14 protein-coding genes are annotated in these 14,675 nt (G+C 62.4%); 11 read left to right on the top strand and 3 right to left on the bottom strand.

Annotation, left to right across the window (positions count from 1 at the left end; all coding sequences use genetic code 11):
• Positions 1-194: 194 nt before the first annotated feature.
• The 8 genes from BWR59_RS18695 to BWR59_RS18660 all read left to right on the top strand — a co-directional run bounded on the left by BWR59_RS18695 (position 195) and on the right by BWR59_RS18660 (position 6,522).
• Entirely contained in the window at positions 195-1,220 is a 1,026-nt protein-coding gene (locus BWR59_RS18695; protein ID WP_081567112.1) for an NAD(P)H-dependent glycerol-3-phosphate dehydrogenase, read from the top strand.
• A gap of 40 nt (positions 1,221-1,260) precedes the next feature.
• On the top strand, positions 1,261-1,605 hold the full coding sequence (locus BWR59_RS18690; RefSeq protein WP_178111239.1) for a DUF4389 domain-containing protein: 345 nt from the start codon (positions 1,261-1,263) through the stop codon (positions 1,603-1,605).
• Entirely contained in the window at positions 1,602-2,060 is a 459-nt protein-coding gene (sixA, locus tag BWR59_RS18685; protein WP_081567110.1) for a phosphohistidine phosphatase SixA, read from the top strand. The genes BWR59_RS18690 and sixA overlap by 4 nt, the downstream gene beginning before the upstream one ends.
• Before the next feature lie 100 nt (positions 2,061-2,160).
• Positions 2,161-2,604 (top strand): hotdog fold thioesterase, encoded by a 444-nt coding sequence (locus BWR59_RS18680; RefSeq protein ID WP_081567109.1) that lies wholly within the window; start codon positions 2,161-2,163, stop codon positions 2,602-2,604.
• Between the two features lie 112 nt (positions 2,605-2,716).
• A complete protein-coding gene (locus BWR59_RS18675) occupies positions 2,717-3,550 on the top strand; it encodes an alpha/beta hydrolase (RefSeq protein ID WP_081567108.1) in 834 nt (277 codons plus the stop codon).
• A complete protein-coding gene (locus BWR59_RS18670) occupies positions 3,547-4,401 on the top strand; it encodes an alpha/beta hydrolase (protein WP_081567107.1) in 855 nt (284 codons plus the stop codon). Before BWR59_RS18675 ends, BWR59_RS18670 begins: the two co-directional genes overlap by 4 nt.
• Before the next feature lie 138 nt (positions 4,402-4,539).
• Entirely contained in the window at positions 4,540-5,370 is an 831-nt protein-coding gene (locus tag BWR59_RS18665; protein WP_081567106.1) for a DUF4892 domain-containing protein, read from the top strand.
• Between the two features lie 99 nt (positions 5,371-5,469).
• Positions 5,470-6,522: an AI-2E family transporter gene (locus BWR59_RS18660; RefSeq protein ID WP_081567105.1), complete on the top strand. Its 1,053-nt coding sequence runs from the start codon at positions 5,470-5,472 to the stop codon at positions 6,520-6,522.
• Positions 6,523-6,577: 55 nt separating this feature from the next.
• On the opposite strand, the gene BWR59_RS18655 is transcribed toward BWR59_RS18660, so the two are convergent.
• The 3 genes from BWR59_RS18655 to BWR59_RS18645 all read right to left on the bottom strand — a co-directional run bounded on the left by BWR59_RS18655 (position 6,578) and on the right by BWR59_RS18645 (position 9,395).
• Positions 6,578-7,444: an EF-hand domain-containing protein gene (locus BWR59_RS18655; protein WP_081567104.1), complete on the bottom strand. Its 867-nt coding sequence runs from the start codon at positions 7,442-7,444 to the stop codon at positions 6,578-6,580.
• Positions 7,445-7,560: 116 nt separating this feature from the next.
• Positions 7,561-8,646, bottom strand: a complete 1,086-nt coding sequence (locus BWR59_RS18650) for a HAMP domain-containing sensor histidine kinase (RefSeq protein WP_081567103.1) — start codon at positions 8,644-8,646, stop codon at positions 7,561-7,563.
• Positions 8,643-9,395 carry a response regulator gene (locus BWR59_RS18645; protein WP_081567102.1) on the bottom strand — a complete coding sequence of 251 codons (753 nt, stop codon included), beginning with the start codon at positions 9,393-9,395 and terminating at the stop codon, positions 8,643-8,645. Before BWR59_RS18645 ends, BWR59_RS18650 begins: the two co-directional genes overlap by 4 nt.
• A gap of 1,402 nt (positions 9,396-10,797) precedes the next feature.
• Here BWR59_RS18645 and kdpF point away from each other — a divergent pair.
• The 3 genes from kdpF to kdpB are packed head-to-tail and all read left to right on the top strand — an operon-like array spanning position 10,798 to position 14,670.
• Positions 10,798-10,893 carry a K(+)-transporting ATPase subunit F gene (gene kdpF / locus BWR59_RS18640; RefSeq protein WP_037009437.1) on the top strand — a complete coding sequence of 32 codons (96 nt, stop codon included), beginning with the start codon at positions 10,798-10,800 and terminating at the stop codon, positions 10,891-10,893.
• A 5-nt stretch (positions 10,894-10,898) separates the two neighbouring features.
• The gene (kdpA, locus tag BWR59_RS18635; RefSeq protein WP_081567101.1) at positions 10,899-12,593 is read left to right on the top strand and encodes a potassium-transporting ATPase subunit KdpA; all 1,695 of its coding nucleotides are present in this window, start codon (positions 10,899-10,901) and stop codon (positions 12,591-12,593) included.
• A gap of 10 nt (positions 12,594-12,603) precedes the next feature.
• Complete coding sequence (gene kdpB, locus BWR59_RS18630; protein WP_081567100.1) at positions 12,604-14,670, top strand: potassium-transporting ATPase subunit KdpB; 2,067 nt, start codon at positions 12,604-12,606, stop codon at positions 14,668-14,670.
• Positions 14,671-14,675 lie beyond the last annotated feature (5 nt).

Genomic DNA, 14,675 nt, shown 5'->3' with positions numbered 1-14,675 from the left:
TAACGATAGCTCATCGGCGCCGCTGCGGAATTTTCATCTGGGGCGTGCATCTTAACCGAGCCGTAGGTGATTTCCTTGTGAAGAGTAAGGCTTGGACGATATGTGTCACTGTCGTGTTTTGTCGCTGGTGGCGAACACGGCGCTCCGTATAATGCTGCCATCGCCAGATCTGATGGCTCAAGATGGATTGTTTTATGACCCAACAGCAACCGATCGCAGTTCTGGGTGGCGGCAGCTTCGGGACGGCCGTGGCCAACCTGCTGGCCGAGAACGGTCACCGGGTCCGGCAATGGATGCGCGATCCCGAGCAAGCCGAGGCCATTCGCGTCAATCGCGAGAACCCGCGGTACCTCAAGGGCATCAAGGTGCTCGATGGGGTCGAGCCGGTGACGGATCTGCAAAGCACCTTGGCAGACAGCCAACTGGTGTTCGTTGCCTTGCCGTCCAGTGCCCTGCGCAGCGTGCTGACACCCCATGTCGATCTGCTGACCGGCAAGATGCTTGTGAGCCTGACCAAGGGCATCGAGGCGCAGACCTTCAAGCTTATGAGCGAGATCCTCGAAGACATCGCCCCGAAAGCCCGTATCGGTGTGCTGTCCGGGCCCAACCTGGCGCGCGAGATTGCCGAGCATGCACTGACCGCGACCGTGGTCGCCAGTGAAGACGAAGACCTCTGCCAGCAGGTTCAGACCGCGCTGCATGGCCGCACGTTTCGCGTGTACGCCAGCGCCGACCGTTTCGGTGTCGAGCTGGGCGGGGCGTTGAAAAACGTCTATGCCATCATCTCCGGCATGGCTGTCGCGCTGGGCATGGGCGAAAACACCAAAAGCATGCTGATCACCCGCGCGCTCGCGGAAATGACCCGGTTCGCCGTGAGTCAGGGAGCCAACCCGATGACCTTCCTGGGGCTTGCCGGTGTCGGCGACCTGATCGTCACCTGCTCATCGCCCAAGAGCCGCAACTATCAGGTAGGTTTCGCGCTGGGGCAGGGTTTGAGTCTGGACGAGGCGGTGACCCGTCTCGGCGAAGTGGCCGAGGGCGTCAATACGCTCAAGGTGCTCAAGGTCAAGGCGCAGGAATTGCAGGTCTACATGCCGCTGGTCGCCGGTCTGCATGCGATTCTTTTCGAAGGGCGCACGCTGGAGCAGGTCATCGAACTGTTGATGCGCGCCGAACCCAAAACCGATGTCGATTTCATTTCAACCAGTGGTTTCAACTGATTTCAGTGCATCCGTGTTTTCTAGCTCAGTGGAGAAGCTCTTGAACGAGTCCAAATTCAAGCAACACGAATCGATTCTGCTGCGCGTCCTGTGGATGGTGGTGTTTGTCGTGGTCTGGCAGGTCGCGGTCACCGTTCTGGCTGTGGTGGTACTGGTGCAACTGGCGTATCGCCTGTTCTACGGCGCGCCCAGCCTGAGCCTGATGTCGTTCGGCGACAGCCTGAGCCAGTACTTCGCGCAGATCGGCCGTTTCGGCACCTTTCAAACCGATCAGAAACCTTGGCCGTTTGCCGACTGGCCGACCCCGCGCGCGCCGGAAGGCGAAGCGCCGCATACCGTCCCGGCCGCCGCGCACCCGGTGCGCGACGAGGAACCGAAGCTATGAAATTGTGGATTCTGCGTCATGGCGAGGCGCAAAACCGCGCGCGCACGGACGCTGAACGTGAACTGACCGACAACGGTCGGGCAGAGGTGTTGAGCAGCGCTGCCAGCCTGATGGGCCAGCCATTGCGCTGGATCATCGCCAGCCCCTATGTGCGTGCTCAGCAGACCGCCGAGCTTGTGCGTCAGGCCCTGGGTTTTTCCGAAGCCGTGGTGACCGTGCCGTGGCTGACCCCGGACAGCAATCCGCGCAAAGTCCTCGATAACCTCGATCTGTACGCTTCGGACAACGTGCTGGTGGTCAGCCATCAGCCATTGGTGGGTTCGCTGATCGGTCTGGCGGTGCATGGCAGTCTGCAACAGGCAGAGCCGATGCACACCGCCAGTCTCGCAGAACTGGAGGCGGATTTCCCGCTGGCAGGGGCGATGGAGCTGGTGGGCGTACGGCATCCGGCGTGACGTGTTGCACAACCCCGATAGCAATGAACATATCTGTAGCAGCACGGCTTGTCGGCGGTGGCGTCCAATTCTCGATATCGACAGACAACAAGGAAAAACCATGAGTCTATGGCGTGAAACCCCCAACCTCGAAGCCCTTAACGCCATGCAGAAGAACACCATCGGTGAGCTGCTGGACATCCGTTTCGAGGCTTTTGACGAGCAATCACTGACCGCGAGCATGGTGGTCGATCACCGCACCCACCAGCCGTATGGCCTACTGCACGGCGGCGCCTCGGTGGTATTGGCGGAAACCGTGGGATCGTCGGCGAGCTATCTGGCGATCGACACCAGCAAATACTTCTGCGTCGGGCTCGAAATCAACGCCAACCACCTGCGTGGCTTACGCAGCGGCCGGGTCACCGCCGTCGCGCATCCCGTGCATATTGGTCGCACCACCCACGTCTGGGACATCCGCCTGACCAGCGACGAAGGCAAGGCCAGCTGCATTTCGCGCCTGACCGTCGCGGTCGTTCCGCTGGGCGAGCAGCCACCGTCGCGCTGACCGGATTCGGCATGACCGGAGTGTCATCATCGATGGCAGTTCCGGTCATTGCCGCGTTGCAGCGCCGGTGCGCACAATTGCAGCCTGTTCAAGGTTCTCTGGATGCGCCGGCATGACCCAACCCGTGTTTTTCGCTCACGCCAATGGCTTTCCTTCCGCCACCTACGGCAAATTGTTCGCAGCACTTGGGGATGAGTTTCAGGTGACTCATCTGGAGCAGCACGCTCACGATCCGCGTTTCCCCGTAACTGACAACTGGCCGAACCTGGTCGATGAGCTGGTTCACCATCTGCGTGAGCAGGGGCAGCCGGTGTGGGGCGTGGGGCATTCACTCGGCGGTGTGCTGCATTATCACGCAGCCTTGCGTCATCCGGAGTTGTACCGAGGCGTGGTCATGCTCGACTCGCCGGTCCTGACGCGTTTCGATCAATGGATGATCCGTGCGGCCAAACGCTTTGGTTTCATTGATCGCATCACCCCGGCCGGTCGCACGCTTGGGCGACGCGAGGTGTTCAGCGATTTGGACGCCGCCCGCCAGTATTTTTCCGGCAAGCACCTGTTCCGCCGCTTTGATCCCGAGTGCTTCGAGGCCTATCTGCTGCATGGCTTGCAGCCGGACGGCGAGCAATTGCGCCTGCGTTTCGACCCGGCGACCGAGATCAGCATCTACCGCAGCGTGCCTCACACCAGCCCCGGCATGGCCCGCCATCTGCGGGTACCACTGGCGATGGTGCGGGGTGAACACAGCGACGTTGTGCGGCGCCATCATGCGATGTCGGTGAAAAGCATGCGCGAAGGCGAGTATCTTTCGGTACCGGGCGGGCACATGTTTCCGCTGGAGCACCCCGAGGATACTGCGCAGATGCTCAAGAACCTGTTTTCCCGCTGGTCCACTCGCGGCCAGTCCGCGAATGACAGCCAGGCGCGCCCGCGAGCCCGCGCATGACGTGTTCCGTCGAAGAAGTTCGTCTGAGCCTGCCGCATATCGAGCTGGCGGCGCATCTGTTCGGCCCGCAGGATGGAACGCCAGTGATTGCCCTGCATGGCTGGCTGGACAACGCCAACAGCTTCGCCCGACTGGCGCCCAAACTCGAGGGCTTGCGCATTCTGGCGCTGGACATGGCAGGCCATGGCCATTCCGATCATCGTCCCGCGGGCGCTGGTTACAGTTTGCCGGACTATGCCCATGACGTACTCCAGGTAGCGCAGCAAATGGGCTGGGAAAAATTTTCCCTGCTTGGCCACTCCCTGGGCGCCATCGTCTCGGTGATCATCGCGGGTGCCTTGCCCGAGCGGATCAACCGCCTGGCCTTGATCGACGGTCTCATTCCACCCCTTGGCGAGCCTGAAGGCGCAGCCGAGCGCATGGGCGCCGCGTTGCAGGCGCAGCTGACGCAATCGAGCAAACGCAAGCCGGTCTATCAGGAGATGGACCGTGCGGTCGAAGCGCGGATGAAGGGCGTGGTCGCGGTCAGTCGCGAAGCGGCCGAGTTACTGGCCCAGCGCGGTCTGATGCCGGTGCCTGGCGGTTACACCTGGCGCAGCGACAGCCGTCTGACCCTGGCGTCAGCGACGCGTCTGACCCGAACTCAGGCGCTGTCGTTCGTCAATGCCATTCGCTGTCCGGCGCAACTGGTGGTGGCCGAAGAGGGCATGCTGGCGCAAAACAAGGCGCTGCTGGCGAGCGTGCCGTTTGAGGTGACTGCATTGCCCGGCGGCCATCATCTGCACCTGAATGACGAGGCGGGCGCGCGCGCTGTTGCAGACTGTTTCAATCGGTTCTTCGCCGTTTCTTGACTTGCGCAGCGCAACTGTCGAGGCTGGGCGAGTTGAAACAGGAGACAGCATGATGGACCACTGCCCACGCCCGAACATTTCACCTCCCTACACGCCGCACACTCGTGCGGCATTTGTTTGTCCGCTGATTTGCAGTCGATGAGAGCGCCCATGTATCTACCTCGTGCGCTCGCTCTACTCCTGTGCCTGAGCGCTTACGCCGTAACGAGCCAGGCTGCCGACGTCACGGGCAGTCAGGACTTCGCCAATCTGCCACGCCCCACCGACGCAGAAATCGTCGATTATCGTCCAGCCGCCGAGCTGGAACGCATCTATCCCCTGGGCTCGATTCGCAAGATCAGCGGCCAGTTGCGCTTCGATGGTCAGGTCTCTGCCCGTGGCAGCGCGACCTCCGTGACCTATGAATTGCCACCCGAACGCTCCGCTGACGAGGCGTTCACGGCGGCCCGTGAAGCGCTGCAAAAACAGGATGCGCAGTTGTTGTTCTGGTGCCAGGCGCGGGATTGTGGCGAGAGCAGCCTGTGGGCGAACGAAGTCTTCGGCAACTCAAGACTATACGGCGCCGACAGCGGGCAGGCATATCTGCTGCTGCGTCTTGCCGCTCCGAACAACGATTCGCTGGTCGCGCTGTACAGCATCACCCGGGGCAATCGCCGCGCTTATCTGCATGTCGAGCAATTCCAGGCCAGCGCGCCGTTGGGCGAGCTGCTGCCGACCTCCGCGACCTTGTTGCGAGAACTCAAAAGCACCGGTGAGCTGGATCTACCCATGCTCAGCGCTGCCCCGGCGGAGCCTTGGATCACCTTGCTGTCACGGGGTCTGAACCTCGACAGCACGTTGCGCGTGACCCTGTCAGGTCCTCAGGGGGAAGCCTGGCGTGAGGCGTTGACCACTAAGGGCGTGCGCGCGGCGCGACTGGAAGCCGGCACCAAACAGACTCAGGGGCTGATCGTCGAACTGATCCGCTGAAACGCGCTCTGTCTCTGGCGTTTCACGCTCTAAAAGCGGCGAGCGACGACGTTCGCCGTTATGCTCCAGTCTCAGGACTTATCTTCTACGGAACGACCCATGCTCAATAACGATCGCCTGTTGGTGCAGATTCTTCTGCTGGCGTTGCTCGGCGCGTGTCTCTGGGTCATGGCGCCGTTCTGGTCGGCGCTGTTCTGGGGCGCGGTATTGGCGTTCGCCAGTTGGCCGCTGATGCGCCTGTTGACCCGCGCGCTCAAGGGCCGAGAGTCACTGGCGGCGGGCATTCTGACGCTCGGATGGATGTTGCTGGTGGCGGCGCCGCTGGTGTGGCTGGGCTTCAACCTTGCCGATCATGTGCGCGATGCCACGGTGTTCATCAAGGATGTACAGGTCGATGGTTTGCCGGATCCACCCACTTGGCTGGCGAGCATTCCGCTGGTGGGTGAGCGTCTGGTGGGTTACTGGACCACCATCGATCAGCAGGGCGCGGCGATGCTGGCCAGTCTCAAACCTTATCTGGGGCAGGTCGGCAACTGGCTGCTGGCGCGCAGTGCGCAGATCGGCGGCGGGATCCTTGAGCTGACCTTGAGCATCGTCTTCGTGTTTTTTTTCTATCGCGACGGGCCGCGTCTGGCGGCGTTCGTGCTCAGTCTGCTTGAACGGCTGATTGGCGATCGGGCGCAGTATTACGTCGATCTGGTGGCCGGCACCGTGCAACGCGTGGTCAATGGCGTGATCGGCACGGCAGCGGCGCAGGCGGTCCTGGCGCTGATCGGTTTTCTGATCGCCGGGGTGCCTGGCGCACTGGTGCTGGGGATCGGCACCTTTCTGCTGAGCCTGGTGCCCATGGGCCCGCCGCTGATCTGGATTCCGGCCACAGCCTGGCTGGCCTGGAAGGGCGAATACGGCATGGCGATCTTTCTCGGGCTGTGGGGTACCTTCATCGTCAGCGGCGTCGACAACGTGCTCAAGCCCTATCTGATCAGTCGTGGCGGCAACCTGCCGTTGGTGATCGTGCTGTTGGGCGTGTTTGGTGGTTTGCTCGCGTTCGGTTTCATCGGTCTGTTCATCGGCCCGACGTTGCTGGCGGTCGCCTATAGCCTGTTGCTGGATTGGGTGGCTGACAGTCGCGCCAGACAATTGCCGAGATAGGCTGCCATTGGGCGAACAAGCCGCCGCTGAATGCAGGTTCAGCGGCGGTTTTTTATCAGGCGGACGTGCTCAGGTATTTGCCCGCTGTCGCATTGCTGTTGAGGTTATAGCGATCGGTGAGGGCGGCGACCATGCGATTCAGCGCTTCAGTGGCCTGCGTCGTGGTCTGTTGCTGGCTGCTGCTGTTCGGGGTCAAGGCGGCCGTCAGTTCGTCTGTGCTGACACCGCCACTGCTGTCGGCATCCAGGGCGCTGAACAACGAATCGATCTGGTCGCTACTGGACGAGCTGGTGCTAGTGCCGCTGCTTTGCAGCGCACTGATCAGTTCTGCGGCTGTGACGCTGCCGTCGCTGTCACTGTCCAGACTGCTGAACAGGTCACTTGAGTCTTGGGCAGGAGGGGGTGGGGGCGGTTGCTGGGTCTGCAGGCTGGCGGTCAGTTCTTCGAGGCTGACGGTGCCGTCCTTGTTGGTGTCCAGCGCGTCGAACACCTGGCTGCTGTCGGTGCTGCTGTCAGAACTGCTGAGGGCGCTGGTCAGTTCGTCGCTGCTCACGCTGCCGTCGCCGTCGGTGTCCAGCGCGCTGAGCAGGTCTTGGGCTTCGTCGGCGGCGGAGCCTGCGTCCATCTGCATCGGTGGCGGCGGCGGTGGGGTCATGGCTGCCAGTTCGTCGGCATCCAGACTGTCATCGTCGTCGCTGTCCAGATCGCTGAACGCCTTGCTCAGGCTGACGGTGATGCCGTCTTTCGAATCCGGGGTCAGCGCTGAGCTCAGCTCGTCCTTGTCGATACTGCCATCGCCATTGGCGTCGAGTTTCTTCAACAACTCGTCGGCGAATTTCTTGCTGTTGCCGGTGGCGCTGGTGCTGGTGTTTGAGCTGACGTAACTGGAATAACTGCTGCTGCCGCTGATGCCTGTGATCATCGGACTGACTCCCCATCAGATGGATAAAACCGGCGGTGCACCGGCTTATGCAGCGTCGATGGGGCGCGTGTCGTGGGTATGTGGGGTTTGTAACGGGGGGCTTACGCAGCCGGGCTTCAGATGCGCGGCAGATCCAGCACGGCGGTGAGGCCGCCGCCGGGTGTTTCTTCCAGACGCAGGTCGCCGCCCATGCGTCGCGCGGCCTCGCGGGCGATGGTCATGCCGATGCCGACCCCGCCCGAGTTGCGGTTGCGTGAGCTTTCGACCCGATAGAAGGGCTCGAACACCGCTTCGCGCAGGTTGGCCGGGATACCGGGACCGTTGTCGACGACACGCACTTGAAGCCGGTCGCTCGCATCCTCGATCACCACTCTCGCGTGGCCAGCGTAACGCAAGGCGTTATCGATCAGATTGTGCAGGCATGAGCGCAGGGCCATGGGCTGGGATTTGAGCGGCTTGCAGCTGCCGCTGGCCTGGACGTCATCGCCGTTGTCCTGGGCGTTTTCGGTCAGGGATTCAATCAGCGCCTGGACGTCGAAATACTGCAGCGCTTCGCTGGTGCGTTGTTCGTTCAAGTAGGTCAGGGTCGCGTCGAGCATGGCGATCATGTCGTTCAGGTCCTGAGTCATCTGCCCGTGCAGCTTGGGTTCGTCGATCTGTTCGACGCGCAGCTTGAGGCGCGCCAGAGGGGTGCGCAGGTCATGGGACACTGCGGCGAGCATGCGTCCGCGTTGCTGCACCTGCTCGCGGATACGCTCCTGCATCAGGTTGAAGGTCAGCGCCGCCTGACGGGCCTCCCGCGGGCCATTCAGTGCAAGGGGAGGCGTGTCGAGGTTTTCACTCAGACGTTCGGCGGCATCGCTCATGCGCTGGATCGGACGACTCAGGGCCTTGGCACCGAACCACGCTGCAATCACCAGGCTGATCAGTTGAAACAGCAGGGGGATGAAAGGGATTCCCAGTATCGGCGGGCGCCCTGGCGGCGGAGGCGGCGGACGTAAGGCGTCCATGGCGATGTCCGACAGCGTGCCGTCCGGTTGTGGACGCGGCTGCATGGCCTCCCGGTGCGCCTCGCTGGGCGGCGGTGGCATCTTTGGTCCGTAATAGTGGAACCAGGCGAACGCCAGCAGGTGGGCCAGAACGATCGCCAGCAGTGCGCCCCCGAACAGCCGGGCGAACAGTGTGTCGGCTGAGCGGATCAACCAATGTCCCTGGCGTCGAACATGTAGCCTTCGCCACGTACGGTCTTGATCAGTTGCGGGGACTTGGGATCGTCACCCAGTTTCTGCCGCAGGCGCGAGACCAGCAGGTCGATACTGCGGTCGAACGCTTCGATGGAGCGGCCACGGGCGGCGTCCAGCAGTTGTTCGCGGTTGAGCACGCGACGGGGGCGTTCAAGGAACACCCGAAGCAGGCGGAATTCGGCGTTGGACAGCGGCACGACGAGGCCATCCGGTGCGGTCAGTTGGCGCAATACGCTGTTCAGGCGCCAGTTGTCGAAGCGCAGGGTGGTGCGTTCTTCGGTGCGGTCGTCACGTACACGACGCAGGATGGTCTGGATGCGGGCCACCAGTTCACGCGGCTCGAAGGGCTTGGCCATGTAGTCGTCGGCGCCCAGTTCCAGGCCGATGATACGGTCGGTGGGTTCGCAGCGGGCGGTGAGCATCAGGATCGGGATGTCTGAGGTGCTGCGTAGCCAGCGGCACAGGGACAGGCCGTCTTCGCCGGGCAGCATGAGGTCCAGTACCACGACGTCGTAGGTTTCTTCGGCGAGGGCTTCGCGCATGGCATTGCCGTCGGTGACGCCGGTGCTCTGGATGTTGAAGCGGGCGAGGTAGTCGCACAGCAGTTCGCGGATCGGTACGTCGTCGTCGACGATCAGCGCGCGGGTGGTCCAGCGGCGCTCGTCGGCCTGCGCGTTGGCGGTGGTGCTGTCTGGGGTTGTCTGCATGTTGCTGCCGCCATGTGATGCCGCCGGGGTGGGCCGCGAGTGAGGAACGACGCTGCCATGCTACTTCGCTGGCGAGCGGGGCGGAAGGGTGATGGGATGAGGTGTCGGTGGAATGTCCTGAATGTATCGAGAAGTGTACATGCAGCTTTGATGGGGGTGAGACGGGGTCTGGCTAACGCCAGACCTGTTTCGCCTTCGGCGAGTTACTTGAAAAGACACCAAGTAACCAAGTGTCCTAGCTCCTGGTTGGGCCCTCGTTCCTCGGGTTCCCTCACTCCGGCGACGCTCCGTGGGCCCGCGCTGAACGGACATCCATGTCCTGGCAGCGCTCTCGCGGCATCCATGCCGCTCGGCCCACTGCGCGACGCCTGCGTTCAGCCTGCACCCAAGTCGCGATTTGTGTCGTCTCGACTGACGCGCGCTTAGAAGCAAGATCAAAAGCGAACGCGGCCTTCGATTTTTACGCAATTCCTGTGGGAGACGCCGGAGGTCACGACGGCAGCGAGGCGTTGCGTCATTTAGCAGATGAGGCATCTGACCCACCGCTTCGCTGCTGTAGCACAACTTCAGCGTCTCCCATAGGGTTCCGTGTGCAGCTGGAAATCTGGATACGCCACGTAATCGCGGCGCGGCTGGTAGGGCTCTGGCTAACGCCCGACCTGTTTCGCCTTCGGCGAGTTACTTGAAAAGACACCAAGTAACCAAGTGTCCTGGCTCCTGGTTGGGTTCCTCCTTCGTCGGAATACCTTAACGAAGGCGACGCTCCGTGGGCCCGCGCCGAACGGACATCCATGTCCTGACGGCGCTCTCGCGGCATCCATGCCGTTCGGCCCACGCGCGCCGCTTGCGTTCGGCGTGCACCCAAGTCGCGATATGTGGTGTCTGGACTTTCGCGCGCTTAGAAGCAAGATCAAGATCAACAGCGAACACAGCTGTCTGTCCTGACGCAACTCTTGTGGGAGACGCCGGAGCTGTGCGACGGCAGCGAGGCGGTGGATCAGTGAGCAGATGAGCCACCAGACCCACCGCCATCGTCCGAATCGCGGCCCGTACCGTCGTGACCTCCGGCGTCTCCCACAAGGATTGGTGTCCAATTTTGAGATTTCGGCTCGACACACAACGCTGTAGATACTCTGTTGCCGGTCAAGCTTTCAGTTGATGTAACTCGCCGGAGGCGAAACAGGTCTGGCGTTAGCCAGGGCCGGTACCAGCGCCGCCACAAATGAATCCGCATACAAACCCAACCTCCCCATAAACCCGCTCTTTACACCCCGCAGCCCAACAGACCCGCCAGTCTTTACGCTTTCTTTATGCCCGGCACGCCCTCTCGATCTCGTTCCTTTACACCCCCACTGAGGACAATTCCTGCACACGGCAATCGCCGTATGACGGAGAGTTTTTCATGAGCGTTCTGGATGGGGTGTCACTGCTGTTGGCAGCAGGGTTGTTCGTGTACTTGCTGGTAGCGCTCCTGCGCGCCGGCCGGGTCGAGGAGTGACGGCCATGCACAGTTACGACTATCTGCTGATTCTGGCCTTCTTCGCGCTGGTCCTGCTGCCCGCGCCGCTGCTGGGCCGCTTCTATTACAAGGTCATGGAAGGCCAGCGCACTTTTCTGACCCCCGTCATGGGCCCGGTCGAGCGTGTCTGTTATCGACTGGCGGGTGTCGATCCTTCCGTCGAACACAACTGGAAAACCTACACCCTGGCCCTGCTGGCGTTCAACCTGGCGGGGTTTGTCGTGCTGTTCGCGATCCTGTTGTTTCAGGGTGCGTTACCGCTCAACCCGCAAGGCCTGCCGGGGATGGAGTGGTCGTTGGCGTTCAACACGGCGATGAGTTTCGTCACCAACACCAACTGGCAGAATTACAGCGGCGAGGCGTCCCTGAGCTACCTGAGCCAGATGGCGGGACTGACCGTGCAGAACTTTGTCAGTGCCGCCACCGGTATCGCCGTGCTGATCGCGTTCTGTCGGGGGATCGGCCGTCGTTCGACCCAACACCTCGGTAATTTCTGGGCGGACATGACCCGCGCGACCCTCTACGGCCTGCTGCCTTTGTGCATCGTATTGGCGCTGTTTCTGGTGTGGCAGGGCGTGCCGCAGACGTTCGCTCACTATGTCGATGCAGTCACTCTACAAGGCACCGAGCAGACTATCCCCCTCGGCCCGGCCGCCAGCCAGATCGCCATCAAGCAACTGGGCACCAACGGCGGTGGCTTCTTCGGCGTCAACTCGGCGCACCCGTTCGAAAACCCGACGGCGTGGAGCAACCTGTTCGAGCTGGTCTCGATCATCCTGATCCCGGTTGCGCTGGTCTTAACCTTCGGCCATTACGTCAAGGACATGCGCCAGAGCCGCGCCATCGTCGCCTGCATGCTGGTGCTGTTTCTGGTTGGCGGCGCCACCGCGCTGTGGGCCGAATACCAGCCCAACCCGACGCTGAACCTGGCGTCCGTGGAGCAGACCGCGCCGATGGAAGGCAAGGAGACGCGCTTCGGCACCACCGCCACCGTGCTCTGGGCGACAGCCACGACGGCGGCGTCAAACGGTTCGGTCAACGGCATGCACGACAGCCTCAACCCGCTGACCGGCATGGTCGCGCTGGCCAACATGATGGTCGGCGAAGTGATCTTCGGGGGTGTCGGCGCCGGCCTGTACGGCATGTTGCTGAACGTGTTGATTGCGGTGTTCCTGGCGGGTCTGATGATTGGTCGCACGCCGGAATACCTCGGCAAGAAGCTTCAGGCCCGCGAGGTGAAACTGTTGGTGGCGACGTTGATCGTGATGCCCGTCGGTGTGCTGGTGTTCGGCGCCCTGGCGGCCTCGCTGCCGGGCCCGGCCGGTGCGGTCAGCAACCCTGGGCCACACGGTTTCAGTCAGCTGCTTTACGCCTACACCTCGGCGACCGCCAACAACGGTTCGGCATTCGGTGGTTTCAGCGCCAACACGCTGTTCCACAACCTGATGCTCAGCCTGTCGATGTTCATTGGCCGCTTCGGCTACATCCTTCCAGTGCTGGCCCTGGCGGGCAGTCTTGCGGCGAAGAAAACCTCACCGCTGGGCCTCAACAGCTTCCCGACCCATGGCCCGCTGTTCGTCACCCTGTTGACCGTGACCATTTTGCTGGTGGGCGGCCTGACCTTCCTGCCGACCCTGGCATTGGGGCCGATTGCCGAACGCCTGAGCCTGGGTTTCTGAGGACTGAATCATGAATATGCCTGCACCTGTGACAAAGCACCCTGAACAGAGCCACGCCGCCGAGCCTGCCAAAACCGGTTTTGCCGCGCTGTGGCGCCCGGCGCTGATTCAGGCTTTCATCAAACTCGACCCGCGTCAGCTGCAGCGTGCACCGGTCATGCTGGTTGTGGAACTGACCGCGATCCTCACCACTGTGTTGTGCCTGATCCCCGACCCGGCCGTACCGACCTTCGTTGCCGTGCAGATCGCCGTGTGGCTGTGGTTCACCGTGCTGTTCGCCAACTTCGCCGAAGCCTTGGCGGAAGGTCGGGGCAAAGCGCGCGCCGACAGTCTCAAGGCTGGCACCGAAGGCCTGAAGGCGCGATTGAAAGGCGCAACCGGAGGCTATCTGACGGTCAACGCCAGCGCGTTGCGCAAGGGCGATGTGGTACGCGTCGAAGCGGGCGAGTTGATTCCCGGCGACGGCGAGGTCATCGAAGGCATCGCGGCGGTCAACGAAGCGGCCATTACCGGTGAGTCCGCGCCCGTGATTCGCGAGTCCGGCGGGGATCGCTCGGCGGTTACCGGCAACACCCGTCTGGTGTCCGACTGGCTGCTGGTGCGCATCAGTGCCAACCCGGGCGAGTCGACCCTGGATCGCATGATCGCTCTGGTCGAAGGCGCCAAACGCCAGAAAACGCCGAATGAAGTGGCGCTGGATATCCTGCTGATCGGCCTGACCCTGATCTTTCTGTTAGTGGTCGTGACCCTGCAGCCGTTCGCCCACTTCGCGGGGGGCAATCTGCCGCTGGTGTTCCTCGTGGCGCTGTTGGTGACGCTGATTCCGACCACCATTGGCGGGCTGCTTTCGGCCATCGGCATCGCCGGCATGGATCGTCTGGTGCGCCTGAACGTGATCGCCAAATCCGGTCGTGCAGTCGAAGCCGCAGGCGATGTGCATGTGCTGTTGCTGGACAAGACCGGCACCATCACCTTCGGCAACCGTCGCTGTGCAGCGGTGTACGCCGCGCCCGGCGTGACCGCCAAAGAGTTGGGCGAGGGCGCCTTGCTGGCTTCGCTGGCCGATGACACCGCCGAAGGCAAGTCCATCGTCGAATACCTGCGGGCGCTGCACTCGATGATCGAACCTGCGCCGAGTCAGTTGACTGCCGTGCCGTTCAGCGCCGAAACCCGGCTGTCCGGGGTCGACTTCGACAGTCATGTGTATCGCAAGGGTGCGGTGGACTCGCTGTTGAAGTTCATCGGGCTTGATCGCAGCGATCTGCCGCTGACCCTGTCCCGGGAAATCGACAAGATCGCCAAAACCGGCGGCACGCCGTTGCTGGTGGCCTGCGATGATAAATTGCTGGGCGTGATTCACCTCAAGGACGTGGTGAAACCCGGCATCCGCGAGCGTTTCGAGGAGTTGCGCAAACTGGGCATCCGCACGGTCATGGTGACCGGCGACAACCCACTGACCGCCGCCGCCATTGCGGCCGAGGCAGGGGTTGACGATGTGCTCGCCGAAGCCACGCCAGAGAAGAAACTGGAGCGTATTCGTCAGGAGCAGAACGACGGTCGTCTGGTAGCGATGTGTGGCGACGGTGCCAACGACGCCCCGGCGCTGGCGCAGGCCGACGTCGGCATGGCGATGAACGATGGCACGCAGGCGGCGCGTGAAGCCGCGAACATGGTCGATCTGGACAGCGACCCGACCAAGCTGCTGGACGTGGTGCAGATCGGCAAGGAGTTGCTGGTGACCCGAGGCGCCCTGACAACGTTCTCGATTGCCAACGACGTGGCCAAGTACTTCGCCATTCTCCCGGCCCTGTTTGCGGCGATCTATCCGCAGTTGGGCGTGCTCAACGTCATGCACCTGGCCAGCCCGCAGAGCGCGATTCTCTCGGCGATCGTTTTCAACGCGCTGATCATCGTGGTGCTGATTCCACTGGCCCTGCGTGGCGTGCGGGTTCAGGCCGCCAGCGCCGCGCACCTGTTGCGTCGCAACCTGCTGATCTACGGCCTGGGCGGCATCGTGGTGCCGTTCGTGGGCATCAAGCTGATCGACATGCTACTGACCGCGCTGCATCTGGTTTGAACCAT

The sequence above is a fragment of the Pseudomonas sp. Bc-h genome (assembly GCF_002080045.1).
GTDB lineage: Bacteria > Pseudomonadota > Gammaproteobacteria > Pseudomonadales > Pseudomonadaceae > Aquipseudomonas.
Note: the sequence above shows the minus strand (reverse complement) of the source record. Positions and strands in the feature narration are given on the sequence as shown.

Bases quoted from the DNA above. Each gene is read 5' to 3' on its own strand.
- kdpA (WP_081567101.1), top strand. From the start codon at position 10,899: ATGCACAGTTACGACTATCTGCTGATTCTGGCCTTCTTCGCGCTGGTC.
- BWR59_RS18665 (WP_081567106.1), top strand. From the start codon at position 4,540: ATGAGAGCGCCCATGTATCTACCTCGTGCGCTCGCTCTACTCCTGTGC.
- kdpF (WP_037009437.1), top strand. From the start codon at position 10,798: ATGAGCGTTCTGGATGGGGTGTCACTGCTGTTGGCAGCAGGGTTGTTC.
- BWR59_RS18695 (WP_081567112.1), top strand. From the start codon at position 195: ATGACCCAACAGCAACCGATCGCAGTTCTGGGTGGCGGCAGCTTCGGG.
- BWR59_RS18655 (WP_081567104.1), bottom strand. From the start codon at position 7,444: ATGATCACAGGCATCAGCGGCAGCAGCAGTTATTCCAGTTACGTCAGC.
- kdpB (WP_081567100.1), top strand. From the start codon at position 12,604: ATGAATATGCCTGCACCTGTGACAAAGCACCCTGAACAGAGCCACGCC.
- BWR59_RS18675 (WP_081567108.1), top strand. From the start codon at position 2,717: ATGACCCAACCCGTGTTTTTCGCTCACGCCAATGGCTTTCCTTCCGCC.
- BWR59_RS18660 (WP_081567105.1), top strand. From the start codon at position 5,470: ATGCTCAATAACGATCGCCTGTTGGTGCAGATTCTTCTGCTGGCGTTG.
- sixA (WP_081567110.1), top strand. From the start codon at position 1,602: ATGAAATTGTGGATTCTGCGTCATGGCGAGGCGCAAAACCGCGCGCGC.
- BWR59_RS18645 (WP_081567102.1), bottom strand. From the start codon at position 9,395: ATGCAGACAACCCCAGACAGCACCACCGCCAACGCGCAGGCCGACGAG.
- BWR59_RS18680 (WP_081567109.1), top strand. From the start codon at position 2,161: ATGAGTCTATGGCGTGAAACCCCCAACCTCGAAGCCCTTAACGCCATG.
- BWR59_RS18670 (WP_081567107.1), top strand. From the start codon at position 3,547: ATGACGTGTTCCGTCGAAGAAGTTCGTCTGAGCCTGCCGCATATCGAG.